13 protein-coding genes and 2 riboswitches are annotated in these 13,936 nt (G+C 38.7%); all 13 genes read left to right on the forward strand.

Annotated features, from left to right (window positions below; all coding sequences use genetic code 11):
• The first annotated feature begins 146 nt into the window (after positions 1-146).
• Complete coding sequence (locus ACFYKT_RS09895; protein WP_389218991.1) at positions 147-1,322, forward strand: acetyl-CoA C-acetyltransferase; 1,176 nt, start codon at positions 147-149, stop codon at positions 1,320-1,322.
• 298 nt (positions 1,323-1,620) lie between these two features.
• Positions 1,621-3,405, forward strand: coding sequence for an acyl-CoA dehydrogenase family protein (locus ACFYKT_RS09900; protein ID WP_389218994.1), 1,785 nt, complete (start codon positions 1,621-1,623; stop codon positions 3,403-3,405).
• A 448-nt stretch (positions 3,406-3,853) separates the two neighbouring features.
• Entirely contained in the window at positions 3,854-4,213 is a 360-nt protein-coding gene (locus ACFYKT_RS09905) for an arsenate reductase family protein (protein WP_389218997.1), read from the forward strand.
• 85 nt (positions 4,214-4,298) lie between these two features.
• Entirely contained in the window at positions 4,299-4,682 is a 384-nt protein-coding gene (gene gcvH / locus ACFYKT_RS09910; RefSeq protein ID WP_389219000.1) for a glycine cleavage system protein GcvH, read from the forward strand.
• A gap of 293 nt (positions 4,683-4,975) precedes the next feature.
• The gene (locus ACFYKT_RS09915) at positions 4,976-5,332 is read left to right on the forward strand and encodes a toprim domain-containing protein (RefSeq protein ID WP_389219003.1); all 357 of its coding nucleotides are present in this window, start codon (positions 4,976-4,978) and stop codon (positions 5,330-5,332) included.
• A 6-nt stretch (positions 5,333-5,338) separates the two neighbouring features.
• Positions 5,339-5,659, forward strand: coding sequence for a thioredoxin family protein (locus ACFYKT_RS09920; RefSeq protein WP_389219006.1), 321 nt, complete (start codon positions 5,339-5,341; stop codon positions 5,657-5,659).
• 114 nt (positions 5,660-5,773) lie between these two features.
• Entirely contained in the window at positions 5,774-7,045 is a 1,272-nt protein-coding gene (locus tag ACFYKT_RS09925; RefSeq protein ID WP_389219009.1) for an MFS transporter, read from the forward strand.
• Between the two features lie 165 nt (positions 7,046-7,210).
• Complete coding sequence (locus ACFYKT_RS09930; protein WP_389219011.1) at positions 7,211-7,549, forward strand: SCP2 sterol-binding domain-containing protein; 339 nt, start codon at positions 7,211-7,213, stop codon at positions 7,547-7,549.
• Positions 7,550-7,638: 89 nt separating this feature from the next.
• Positions 7,639-7,741: riboswitch (SAM riboswitch) on the forward strand.
• Between the two features lie 101 nt (positions 7,742-7,842).
• Entirely contained in the window at positions 7,843-9,159 is a 1,317-nt protein-coding gene (locus tag ACFYKT_RS09935; RefSeq protein WP_389219014.1) for an O-acetylhomoserine aminocarboxypropyltransferase/cysteine synthase family protein, read from the forward strand.
• A gap of 154 nt (positions 9,160-9,313) precedes the next feature.
• Positions 9,314-9,421: riboswitch (SAM riboswitch) on the forward strand.
• Between the two features lie 165 nt (positions 9,422-9,586).
• The gene (locus tag ACFYKT_RS09940) at positions 9,587-10,612 is read left to right on the forward strand and encodes a methionine ABC transporter ATP-binding protein (RefSeq protein WP_389219194.1); all 1,026 of its coding nucleotides are present in this window, start codon (positions 9,587-9,589) and stop codon (positions 10,610-10,612) included.
• Complete coding sequence (locus tag ACFYKT_RS09945; RefSeq protein ID WP_389219017.1) at positions 10,605-11,273, forward strand: methionine ABC transporter permease; 669 nt, start codon at positions 10,605-10,607, stop codon at positions 11,271-11,273. Before ACFYKT_RS09940 ends, ACFYKT_RS09945 begins: the two co-directional genes overlap by 8 nt.
• A gap of 13 nt (positions 11,274-11,286) precedes the next feature.
• The gene (locus ACFYKT_RS09950; protein WP_389219020.1) at positions 11,287-12,144 is read left to right on the forward strand and encodes a MetQ/NlpA family ABC transporter substrate-binding protein; all 858 of its coding nucleotides are present in this window, start codon (positions 11,287-11,289) and stop codon (positions 12,142-12,144) included.
• Between the two features lie 992 nt (positions 12,145-13,136).
• Positions 13,137-13,922 carry a Fe-S cluster assembly ATPase SufC gene (gene sufC / locus ACFYKT_RS09955; RefSeq protein WP_389219023.1) on the forward strand — a complete coding sequence of 262 codons (786 nt, stop codon included), beginning with the start codon at positions 13,137-13,139 and terminating at the stop codon, positions 13,920-13,922.
• Positions 13,923-13,936 lie beyond the last annotated feature (14 nt).

The following is a 13,936-nucleotide window of genomic DNA, read 5'->3' on the forward strand; positions in this document are numbered from 1 at the left end:
AGTAAAAGCCTGTGGGACACGCGTGCAAGATGGATCAAAAATTTGCCCGTATACCCCATAGGCAATTTCTACAACTTTTATCAACAATAGATAATAAATGATTTCATATAGAATTTAGATCGTTTAAGGGAAAGAGAGGGAACAAAATGAGAGAAGCGGTAATCGTTGCAGGTGCCCGTACTCCGGTCGGCAAAGCAAAAAAAGGCACATTAGCGAATGTAAGACCGGATGATTTAGGTGCCCTTGTTGTTCAAGAAACATTAAAACGTGCAGGGAATTATGAAGGCAATATCGATGATTTAATTATCGGCTGTGCCATGCCAGAAGCTGAGCAAGGGTTAAATATGGCTCGGAATATTGGTGCATTAGCTGGCCTGCCTTATACGGTTCCAGCAATTACAATTAATCGATATTGTTCTTCAGGACTAAATGCCATTGCATATGCTGCTGAAAAAATTATGATCGGCCATGCAGATACAATCATTGCAGGCGGTGCAGAGTCAATGAGCCTTGTGCCAATGATGGGGCATGTAACGCGTCCTAATGCAAAATTAGCTGAGACTGCACCTGAATATTATATGGGTATGGGACACACAGCTGAGGAAGTTGCAAAGAAGTATGGAATTTCTCGTGAGGATCAAGATACTTTTGCTGTAAAAAGCCATCAAAAAGCGGCTAAGGCGATTGCTGAAGGAAAGTTTGCCGATGAAATTGTGCCTGTGGATGTAATTTTAAGATCAGTCGGCAAAGATAATAAATTAGTAGAAAAGGCTATTCAATTTAGCCAGGATGAAGGAGTTCGAGCTAATTCGACAGTAGCAGCACTTGCGAAGCTTCGCCCTGCATTCTCAGTTACTGGAACGGTAACAGCAGGAAATTCCTCGCAAACAAGCGATGGAGCTGCTGCTGTCATGGTTATGGATCGCGAAAAGGCAGAATCAACAGGCTTAAAGCCAATGGCAAAGTTCAGATCCTTTGCAGTAGGCGGCGTACCTCCTGAAATAATGGGAATCGGCCCGATCGTTGCCATTCCTAAAGCATTAAAGCTCGCAGGACTAGAACTATCTGATATTGGCTTATTCGAGCTAAATGAAGCTTTTGCCTCCCAATCGATTCAAATCATTCGTGAACTTGGATTAGATGAAGAAAAGGTAAATGTGAACGGAGGAGCAATCGCTCTAGGTCACCCACTAGGATGCACAGGAGCAAAGCTAACTTTATCACTTATTCATGAAATGAAACGCCAAAACCAACAATTCGGTGTAGTCACAATGTGTATCGGCGGCGGCATGGGCGCTGCTGGCGTATTTGAATTGTTATAAAAGGTTTGTAATTAAGGCTCATTTTTATAGGCTCTTTTCTAAAAGCTTATTATTTTTGAGTAGGTTCTACAAAATATTGTTGATTGGAGCGGAAGGTTGCGAGACTCCTGCGGGAGTAGTGGGACAGCTGAGACCCCACAGACGCTTTAGCGTCGAGGAGGCTCAGCGCCCACCCCGCGGAAAGCGAGCGGCCTGGAGCGGAAATCAACCTCAACCAACTTAGTCTTATTTAGAAATAGCCCAAATAAATAACAGGACCGTTCACGGTTCCTTTCATATCAGAATGGAGGAAGAAAAAATGACTAACCAAACAGATAAAATGATTAAAGGCGGAAGTTTTTTAATTGAAGATGTAACATACGATCAAGTATTCACTCCAGAAGATTACACAGATGAACATAAAATGATCGCAAAAACAACAGAAGATTATGTTGTAAACGAAGTATTACCAGAAGTTCCTTATTTAGAAAAACATGAATTTGACCGCTCAGTTAAATTGTTAAAACAAGCTGGTGATCTTGGACTATTAGGTGTAGATGTTCCTGAAGAATACGGCGGTCTTGGATTAGACAAAGTCAGCTCAGCATTAATCGCAGAAAAAATGTCAATCGCTGGCGGCTTCTCTATTACACATGGTGCCCATGTTGGAATTGGTTCCCTTCCAATCGTTCTTTTCGGTAATGAGGAACAAAAGGAGAAATATCTTCCTGCATTAGCTACAGGTGAAAAAATTGCTGCCTATGCATTAACAGAGCCAAGTTCAGGATCAGATGCATTAGGAGCGAAGACCATTGCTAAATTAAATGAAGCTGGAACGCATTATGTACTGAATGGGGAAAAACAATGGATTACAAACGCTGGTTTTGCCGACGTATTCGTTGTGTATGCGAAAATTGATGGAGACAAATTCTCTGCATTCATCGTTGAAAAAGAATTCCCTGGCGTTTCTACTGGTGCGGAAGAGGAAAAGATGGGAATCAAGAGCTCATCCACTCGTACATTAATTCTTCAAGATGCGGAAGTTCCGGTAGAGAACTTACTTGGTGAAATTGGCCGTGGTCACATCATTGCCTTTAACATCTTAAATATTGGCCGCTATAAATTAGGGGTTGGTGCACTTGGTGCTTCGAAACGCGCATTGGAAATTACGATTCCTTACACAAACCAACGTCAGCAATTTAAAACACCGATCTCTTCTTTCAACTTAACGAAAGAGAAGCTAGCTACAATGGCTTCTAAAGTATACGTGGCTGAAAGCTCCATTTATCGGACTGTAGGATTGTTTGAGGATCGTATGAGCAAACTTTCTGAAGAAGAGGCAAAAACAGGTAAAGCTGTAGCTCAATCGATTGCAGAGTATGCTATTGAGTGTTCTCTTGGAAAGTTCTTCAACACTGAGGTTCTTGATTATGTGGTTGATGAAGGCGTTCAATTACATGGCGGCTACGGCTTCATGGAAGAATATGAAATTGCACGTGCTTACCGTGATTCCCGTATTAACCGTATTTTCGAAGGAACAAATGAAATTAACCGTCTATTAGTACCTGGTACATTCATGCGTAAAGCATTCAAAGGTGAGCTGCCTTTATTCGAAAAAGCTATGGCTCTACAAGAAGAACTTATGATGATGATGCCTGAAGAGCCAGGCGATGCACCATTAGCACAGGAAAAATATTTAACGAAAAATGCAAAGAAAATAGGCTTGCTTGCTGCCGGATTAGCTGCTCAGAAATATGGCAAAGCATTAGACCAAGAACAAGAGGTATTAGTGAATATTGCTGATATCGTTTCTAATGCTTATGCTATGGAATCTGCTGTTCTCCGTACGGAAAAAGCAATTGAAAAAGACGGCTTAGAGAAGAGCAAGCAAAAGCTTCTTTATACACAAATTTTCTGCCAAGAAGCTTTCAACAAAATCGAACAAGATGCAAAGGAAACACTTGTAGCTGTTGAAAAAGGTGATACACTTCGCATGATGCTTTCTTCTTTACGTAAGTTTACTCGTCATACACCAATTAATGTAATTGCGAAAAAACGTGAAGCATCTGAAAAATTAATAGACGCAGAGAAATTTGTTCTTTAATCTCAATTAAAGCTAGCTCCCTTCGTTTATGGAGGGAGTTTTCCATTTGGTATTAATAGAATTGCTCTTTTTTAAAAATGTTGTATTTACATAAGTAATTTGAATGGAGATGGTAACCAAAATAGGTCGGTTGATTGGAGCGGAAGGTGCGAGACTCCAGCGGGAGTAGTGGGACAGCTGAGACCCCACAGGCGCAATAGCGCCGAGGAGGCTCAGCGCCCACCCCGCGGAAAGCGAGCATCCTGGAGCGGAAATCAACCTCTACCAACTATGTTTGTGAAAAAGTTATGCATATAAATAGGAAATAGAATCAGAGAGTTATGTTGAAATTTGTCGAATTTTCAATACGAGCCATTCGTTATGAAATGTAATATAATTATGGTAGTATTTATTTAGCGACAGTTACTATCTTTTTAAAATTGGACATGATAATCTAGGTGGTGGAAAAGTGACATTAACTTTTTATTGGTACCCAAAATGTGGTACATGCCGAAAAGCGAAGAAATGGCTTGATGATCATGAAGTAGCTTATGAGGCAATACATATTGCAGAAAATCCGCCTTCTCGCAGTGACCTTGCAGATCTGTATGAAAAAAGCGGTCTAGATTTGAAGAAATTCTTCAATACAAGCGGCCAAAAGTACAGGGAACTAGGCTTAAAGGATAAAGTAAAATCATCAACCAATGATGAATTGCTTGATCTGCTGGCAACCGATGGGATGCTTATTAAACGTCCAATTTTAACAGATGGACAAAAAGTGACGGTTGGCTATAAAGAAGAGGATTATGAAAAAACATGGCTTGCATAAACAAAATTGCTTTTTTATTGTCATGTTGAACAATGAGATCGATACAACGATCATAGATTGCAATTAAAAAATGGAGGGATTAGTTATGAACACACCAAAGGAATTACGTTATTCAGAAGAGCATGAGTGGGTAAAAACTGAAGGCGAGCAAGTTCGTATTGGGATTACAGATTTTGCACAATCTGAGTTAGGCGACATCGTTTTTGTTGAGCTTCCAGAAGTAGGCGATAGCATTACTGCGGACGAGCCTTTCGGAAGTGTAGAGTCAGTTAAGACTGTATCTGAGCTTTATGCTCCAATCAGCGGTAAAGTTGTGGCTATCAATGAGGATTTAAGCGACAGCCCTGAGTTTGTTAATGAATCTCCATATGAAAAAGCATGGATGATCGTTGTTGAGCCGTCAGACGCAGGTGAAATTGACAAACTTATGTCTGCTGAGCAATACGAAGAAATGGTTAAAGAAGACTAAGACACCGTTGTGGACATTTCGGGTTCGATTTGTTCGGCTAAAATGGACAGTGTTGAAAGAGAGTTACCTTAATCGAGGTAGCTCTTTTTTGTATTTGTGTATAACGAAAGGGATAAGGGAGTCATATTAGGCAAAGTTATAAAATATAGGTTTATTAAAAAGGGCAGGAGTTCTACACCATTACCTCGAATATTGAATATGGTAAGATAAAGTTAAACATATTTGATTGAATTTTCCTTTTTGAAATCATTGAGTTATAATCCAAAACTTCAATTCAGGTTCAGGTGATTATTATGAATGAGGCAATGCCAGAGAAGGTAATTATCGTAGAGGGTACTTCAGACAAGCGAAAAGTGAAAGCAATCATCAGTGAGCCTGTCGAAATTATTTGTACAAATGGAACAATTAGCCTGACGAAGCTCGATGAGTTAATAGAAAATTTATTCGATAAGGATGTATTTATTTTAGTTGATGCGGATGATGCGGGTGAAAAGCTTCGGAAACAATTTAAAAGAGAGTTTCCAGAGGCGGAGCACCTTTATATCGATCGAATGTATCGTGAGGTCGCAACGGCGCCTGAACATCATTTAGCAACTGTATTATTGGGAGCAAATATAGATGTATATATGGAGTTTTTAGATAGAGGATGATAAGAATTGCAGGAATGGTCTAGGGAAAAGATTAAAGAGGTGCTAGCAGGAGATGAAGCAAAATTACTCTATTTATACACGCCACTATGTGGAACATGTCAAGTGGCAGGGAAAATGCTGACTGTAATTACTGAGCTCATGCCGAATATACAAATTGGGAAAAGTGATTTGAACTATATGCCAGAGCTTGCTGAACAGTTTGGGATTGAAAGCGTCCCGTGCCTCTTAATCTTTAAAGAAGGGGAATTGGAAGAAAAAGTGTATGCTTTTCATTCTGTTCCCTACTTATTCGAAAAAATAAATGGCATATTTGAAAAGTCCAAGTGAAAAAGCTTGGACTTTTTATATTTTTCAAAATGGTCTAACTTTAATATTTACAAAGCCTTCCTTTAGTGTATAGTATATTTTGGGGCACGAAGTATTTGAGGAGCAGGTGTGAAAATGGCGATATATAAAGAATGGGCTAGCCAAATAAAAGGGTATAATCGCAATATTAGACTGGCGATTATGGCAAATATATTTACTCAAATTGGATTTGGGATTTTCATGGTTATTTATAATTTTTATATTCGTGAGCTGGGATATAATGAGCAGGTTAACGGGCAGGTCATATCTATGACTGCACTTGCCACAGCGCTTATACTTGTTCCTGCTGGTATCTTCAGTGATCGCATTGGACGAAGAAAAACGATGTTATTTGGTGCAATTGCTACTGGGATTGTCTTACTATCTAGAAGTGTAATCGAAATGCAGTCCTTGCTGATTATTACCGCTTTCGCTACAGGATTAGCTTCTGCCTTTCTGCAAGTATCTGGAATTCCTTGGCTAGCCGAAAATTCAAATCCGGAACAAAGGGTACACTTATTCAGCATTCACTTTGCCGTTATGACAGGGGCAAATGTAATCGGCAACTTAGGTGGAGGGATATTAACAGACCTCTTTTCTCTATTTACTTCGGAATTGAATAGTATTCGTTTTACGCTTCTAATTGGAAGTCTTATCTTTCTCATTGGGATTGTTCCGATTATTCGCTTTCAGGAAAAATTAGTCTCAAGAGAAATGAGTCAAGTAAAGAAACGTATTTCTTTAAAAGAACTTTTACATAAAAACGAAAGTCTCAAAATCATTCTCCTGTTTGCATTTGCACAGCTGCTTATTGGTGTAGGCGCAGGCTTGGTTATTCCTTATCTGAATTTGTATTTTGCTGATCGTTTCTATGCATCAAATTCAGCGATTGGATTTATTATCTCTATGGGGCAGGCAGCTACCGCTTTTGCTATGATTATAGGCCCTATGGTTGTTCGAAAAGTGGGAGAGGTAAAGGCTGTCGTTATCCTTCAGCTAGCCTCATTGCCATTTCTGCTCCTGACTGCTTATACAGAAAATCTTTGGCTGGCAGCGATTGGCTTTCTATTCCGACAAGCACTGATGAATGCAGGGAATCCGATTCAAATGTCACTTATGATGTCAAAGGTTGGAGACTCTATGAGGGGATTGGCCAACTCAGTCAATCAGATGGTCTTTAATCTTGGATGGGCTTTTATGGGACCAGTATCTACGGGAATTGTCATTAAGTATGGGGCATATTGGGGTTATGCGCTTGTGTTTACGATTACTGCTTCTCTCTATATGATCGGTTCTGTGTACTTCTATATTGTGTTCCGAAACTATAATAAGACAAAACCTGCTATTTCTACGGCAAAAGTAGGCTAGAGTTGCAGGGAAACGACATATTTCTCAGGAAATGTTCTCCAGTCAATGTCGAACGAATCATGCAGGATTGTTCAATCATTTGCGGAAATAGTATGGTAAGACATCAGAATCTTATCAGTTAGAGAATGGTGCGAATCACTTTGAACGTATTCCTGGGGTGAGGACATGGAAGAAATGGCTGCTGCATTTATTGAAGAGGTTAAGAGAAAAGGGCATATATCCTGTCTATTAAAAGATGTTTCTTTTTCTTTATGTATGGAGACAGGGAAGGATAAAGTGCCAATCATGTTTCGGGATGGGGCTATATTGATTTCTTCACCCTATCATGATGAAAGTTATGATGTGACTATATCTGGCACAGAAGAAAGTATTCATTCGGTATTGATTGGGGAAGAGCGATTAAGAAGTGCTATGAAGGCAAGAAAACTTACTGTTAAGTCTACATTTAGAAGAATTCTATTTCTAGAATCTCTATTTATTCTCTCAAAAAGGCATTCCGATTAAATATTTTTAAAATTTAAAAAACCATCTTGACCTTTCTTTTTATAGTGTGTTAATATCAAAATTAATAATTTAAGTGAAAAAATTGAATATTCTTATCAAGAGAGGCGGAGGGACTGGCCCGACGAAGCCCGGCAACCGGTAATTTACACGGTGCTAATTCCAGCAGAGCATAACTGCTCTGGAAGATAAGAAGAGATGATTAAAACCCTCTTCTTGTGAAGAGGGTTTTTTCAGCTCTTCTTTTTGAATAAGGTGTTTTTTGACTAATACACATAAAAAAGGAGAGAAAAGAAATGAGTGAAAAGCAAAAGAACTATCGATTTGAAACACTTGGCGTACATGGAGGGCTACAGGCTGATCCTTTAACAGGTGCGAGAGCTGTACCTATTTACCAAAATAATGCATACCAATTCAAGAATACTGAACATGCCGCTAATCTTTTTGGTTTAAAGGAAGCAGGCTATATTTATACTAGAATCCACAATCCAACAGTGACTGTTTTTGAGGACAGAGTAGCTTTATTAGAAGGCGGGGTTGGTGCATTAGCAGTTGCCAGCGGAATGGCTGCGATTACTTTAGCCATTCTAAATCTTGCACAATCAGGCGATGAAATTGTTGCTGCTTCTAATCTGTATGGAGGAACCTATAATCTGTTTGCAGTAACACTCCCTAAATATGGGATTCATGTAACGTTTGTAGATCCAGAGAATCCGGAAAATTTCCGTGCGGCCATTACAGAGAAAACAAAAGCTGTGTTTGCGGAAACGATTGGGAATCCGAGCTTAAAGGTGCTAGATATTGAAAAAGTTGCAGACATCGCCCATGAAAATGGAATTCCGCTGCTAATCGATAATACATTTGCTACACCTTATCTTTGCAGACCGATTGAACATGGTGCAGATATTGTCATCCACTCGGCAACGAAATGGCTGTTAGGCAATGGGACGACAATGGGGGGAATCATTGTAGACGGTGGGAAATTCGATTGGAATTCTCCTAAATTCCCTGGATTTACAGAGCCAGATTCAAGTTACCATGATCTCGTATATAGCGAGGCTCTAGGCCCTGTCGCCTATATTACGAAAGCTAGAGTCCAGCTTTTAAGAGATTTAGGACCTGCTTTAAGTCCTCAAAATGCATTCCAATTTACACTTGGATTAGAAACACTACATGTAAGAATGAAAGAGCATGTAGCCAATACAAAAAAAATTATCAAGTATCTGGAAGCCCATCCTGCCATTCATTGGATTCTCTATCCAGGGAATGAGAATCATCCGGATAAACCATTGGTTGATAAGTATTTATCTAAAGGGGCTGGTTCTGTCGTCGTCTTTGGGATTGCTGGAGGAAGAGTGGCTGGGGCGAAGCTAATTAATAATCTTGAGCTTTGGGCACATGTTGCAAATGTAGGAGATGCCAAGAGTTTGATTATTCATCCTGCTAGTACAACACATCAGCAGTTAGATGCAGAAGGATTAAAGTCTGCTGGTGTACCTGAAGACTTGATTCGGATTTCGGTTGGAATTGAGAATGCAGAGGATCTAATTGATGACTTAGAACAAGCCATTGAAGCAGCGACTGGAATTACTTCTCTTACAGCCAATGCTTAAATCAAGCTGTTTGATTGAAGTAAATATACTATTCTTAAAAATACTAAAATATTAACTTTTTTCCGTTGACACCCTTATTATTTCCGTGATACGATATCTAGCGTAGACAAATTACTTAATTAATTTAAAGTGTTAATTGAATATAGATGTTAAGCTCTTATCAAGAGAGGTGGAGGGAAGTGCCCTTTGAAGCCCGGCAACCGTCATGAAAATGAAATGGTGCCAATTCACACAAAGCGATGTTTGCTTTGGGAGATGAGAGAAAGGACAATAATTAATTTATGCCTTTCTGCTCATGTCAGAAGGGCATTTTCTGTTTTCTTTGAATGTTAAGTGCTTAGAGGCAAATACTGAATAGGTACTGTCTATTTTAAAAGTCTTCTAAATTGATATGGAAAATCGGATTTAAAGAGGGTGCAACATGACGATGATCTCAATAAAAAATATCCAAAAGATTTATCCTTCCAAACAAGGTCAAGTAAAAGCAGTTGATGATGTTAATATCGAAATTAATGATGGCGAAATTTTTGGTGTCATTGGTTACAGTGGAGCAGGGAAAAGTACATTAATTCGAATGTTGAATGGTCTTGAAATACCAACCGAAGGAACAGTAGTTGTTGCAAATAATGAAGTGTCTAAAATAAAAGGCAGCCAGTTAAGAAAGGCTCGCCAAGAAATTAGCATGATCTTTCAGCACTTCAATTTACTTTGGTCAAGGACTGTTAGACAAAATATCTCATTTCCGCTTGAGATTGCAGGTGTGTCAAAAAGAGAAAGAGCTAAACGAGTAGATGAATTAATCAAGCTTGTTGGTCTTGATGGAAGAGAGGATGCCTATCCATCACAGCTCAGTGGTGGGCAGAAGCAACGGGTTGGGATTGCTCGAGCACTAGCTAATAATCCAAAAGTATTATTATGTGATGAAGCAACATCCGCTTTAGACCCACAAACTACGGACTCGATTCTCGATTTACTTGTAGATATTAATGATCGTTTAGGATTGACGATTGTGTTAATTACACACGAAATGCATGTGATTCGAAAAATCTGCCATCGTGTTGCTGTGATGGAAGAAGGTAGAGTAGTTGAACTTGGACCAGTTCTAGAAGTATTTAAAAATCCACAAGAATTAATCACAAAACGTTTCGTACAGCAAGTCACTGAACCTGAGGAAACTAGAGAAACAATTGAACACTTGCTTGACTTATATCCTCATGGTCGTGTCGTGCAATTAGGCTTTGTTGGAGAGTCAGCAGAACAGCCGCTTATTACGAATATTATTCGGAATTTTCAGGTGACGGTTAATATTCTTCAAGGAAAAATATCGCAAACTCAAAATGGTTCTTATGGCACATTATTCATTCATCTTGATGGTGAGACAGAAGAGCTAGATAAAGCGATGAAATTTATCCATTCCCAGCAAGTTGGAGTGGAGGTGATCTCAAATGCTTAATGAATGGTTTCCAAATGTGAACTGGGAGAAAATGTGGGATGCTACGGTTGAGACCCTTTATATGACAAGTATTTCAGTAATAGCTACTTTTATCCTTGGTGCAGTAATGGGATTATTACTTTTCCTAACATCTAAAGGGAATATATGGGAGAATGGAATAATTAATAAAATCATTGGGGCGTTCGTTAATATTTTCAGATCGATTCCCTTCATTATATTAATCGTTCTCCTTATCCCATTTACGACATTTTTAATGGGCACAATGATTGGGGAAAATGCGGCACTCCCAGCTTTAATTATTGGCGCTGCTCCTTTTTATGCTCGAATGGTTGAAATCGGGTTAAGAGAAATTGATAAAGGTGTCATTGAAGCGGCTAAATCAATGGGGGCAAAAACAAGCACAATCATCTGGAAAGTTCTCTTACCGGAATCAATGCCTGCTCTTGTATCAGGTATTACTGTAACCGCGATCGCGTTAGTAGGCTATACAGCGATGGCTGGTGTTATTGGTGCAGGGGGTCTTGGGAATCTTGCCTTTCTTGAAGGCTTCCAAAGAAGCAGAGACGATGTTACCTTAATGGCTACAATTATTATTCTTGTCATTGTATTTATCATTCAATTTATTGGTGATTTCATAACAACAAAATTAGATAAACGATAAGGAGAGGTCAAAAATGAAAAAATTATTACCATTTGTATTCGCATTAGCAATTACTCTTTTCCTTGCTGCATGTGGAACATCAGACGAAAAAGGCAGTGAAAATGGTGCGGCAAGTGAAGGAAATGAAAGTGGAGAATCTTCTAAACTAACAGTAGGTGCTTCAAATGTTCCGCATGCTGAAATTCTTGAAGAAGCTAAACCAATTTTAGCTGAAAAAGGAATTGAATTAGAAATCGTTACATTCCAAGATTACATCCTTCCGAACAAAGCATTAGAATCAAAAGAATTGGATGCAAACTATTTCCAACATATTCCTTACCTTGAGCTTCAAATTGAAGAAAATGGTTATGACTTTGTTAATGCTGGTGGAATTCATATTGAACCAATGGCTGTATACTCGAAAGAATATGATTCAATTGCTGATCTTCCAGAAGGTGCACATATTATCTTAAGCAACTCAGTAGCTGAGCATGGACGTATTTTATCCATTTTAGAAAAAGAAGGCTTAATTAAGTTAAAAGACGGTATTGATAAAACAAAAGCAACACTTGAAGATGTCGTTGAAAATCCAAAGAATGTCGATTTTGATGCAAACTATGAGCCAAAACTTTTAACACAAATTTTCAATAATAATGAAGGCGATGTAGTAGTTATTAACTCGAACTATGCAATCGATGCGGGTCTTAATCCGATTGAAGATTCAATTGCCATTGAGGCGAATGAATCACCATATGCGAATATCATTACTGTTCGTAAAGGGGACGAAACAAAAGATTCAATTAAGACACTTGTGGAAGTTCTTCGTTCGAAAGAAATTCAAGATTTCATCCTTGAAAAATACAAAGGTGCAGTTGTACCTGTATCTGAATAATTTAAATAGAAAAAGCAGGCTCCTAATGGTGTCTGCTTTTTCTATTTGGAGGAATCTGCACTAATTATAAGAATGACGTGAATGAAAGCGTTTTACCCACGATATTTCAATTTTCTGCATTTAATTTCTGCGAATTTCGTCATTGTATGACGGCTGTGACGGTGGTAAAATTTGAACGTGAAATAAAATCGCACTGACGAAAGGATTGGTTTTTATTAACCAGCTACAGTTGAATTACACAAGCGATATGGAAAAAGCAATGCATGGAGCGCATGGTGTTGGATATGAAACTTATTGCAGAAAACATGACGTTCGAATGGAAGTCGAAAAAAGACGTCAAGAAGAATATGTCAAATGTCAGCAAATGGTTGCTACCCTAGAGAAAAAAATCCATTCCTAGTCTTAAAACAATATATTAATGAAGAAAGTGGGGAAATCAGCTTATCTAAACTGATTTCTCTTTTTTTTATAAGTAAGCTCGTTTTTAAAAGATTGTTACTTTTGAATAACATGTATGAAAAACTATTTACAAAAAAAATTGGTTGATTGGAGCGGAAGGTGCGAGACTCCTGCGGGAAGTGTGGGACAGGTGAGACCCCGCAGGAGCGGATGCTCCGAGGAGGCTCACCGCCCACCCCGCGGAAAGCGAGTACCTGGAGCGCAAATCAACCTCTACCAACTACGTCCTCAATAGTAACAATATTTGCGAAAACAGCTTTCTCTATACAAGTATGTTTAATTTAACTACATAAAAGAAATTATTGTGGTAAGAATAATTAAGTAAATGATTATGAAGATATAACAATATCGGTCAGTAAAAAAGTGTGATTTTCATACACTAATTGAAATATGCATAAAAGTTTTGTTAATGGTCTGAAAGAGTTGCTAACAGATTTCATTTGTTATAAGATTGTAATGAGAATAAAGTGAGAATAGAGGATTGCGGTTATTGCCGTAATATAAAATCTTCTTTTATTGATGGAGGTATAGTAATGGCAGGATCTAAATTAACTATTAATGATCTTCATGTTTCAATTGAAGACAAAGAAATATTAAAAGGTGTAAACCTTGAAATAAAAGGTGGAGAAATCCATGCAATCATGGGGCCAAACGGAACAGGAAAGTCAACGCTTTCATCTGCAATCATGGGCCACCCAAAATATGAAGTAACAAGCGGAAGCGTTACATTAGATGGAGCAGATGTGCTGGAAATGGAAGTTGATGAGCGTGCACGTGCAGGCCTCTTCCTTGCTATGCAATATCCAAGTGAAATTACTGGTGTAACAAATGCTGACTTCTTACGTTCAGCAATCAATAGCCGTCTTGAAGAAGGAAATGAAATTTCATTAATGAAATTCATCCGTCAAATGGATAAAAAGATGGATTTCCTTGAAATGGATCAAGATATGGCACAGCGCTATTTAAATGAAGGATTCTCAGGCGGAGAGAAGAAGCGTAATGAAATTCTTCAGCTAATGATGATCGAACCGAAGATTGCCATTTTGGATGAAATCGATTCTGGTCTCGATATTGATGCATTAAAGGTTGTTTCAAAAGGGATTAATGAAATGCGCGGAGAAGACTTTGGCTGCTTGATCATTACTCACTATCAACGCCTATTAAACTATATTACTCCTGACCATGTTCACGTAATGATGCAAGGCCGCATTGTGAAGTCAGGCGGACCTGAACTTGCGCAACGCTTAGAGTCAGAAGGATATGACTGGATTAAGAAAGAGCTCGGTATTGAAGACGAAACAGTTGGCCAAGAAGCGTAATTTGTTAGGAGGAT

The sequence above is a fragment of the Cytobacillus mangrovibacter genome, from assembly GCF_042865275.1.
Lineage (GTDB): Bacteria > Bacillota > Bacilli > Bacillales > Cytobacillaceae > Cytobacillus > Cytobacillus mangrovibacter.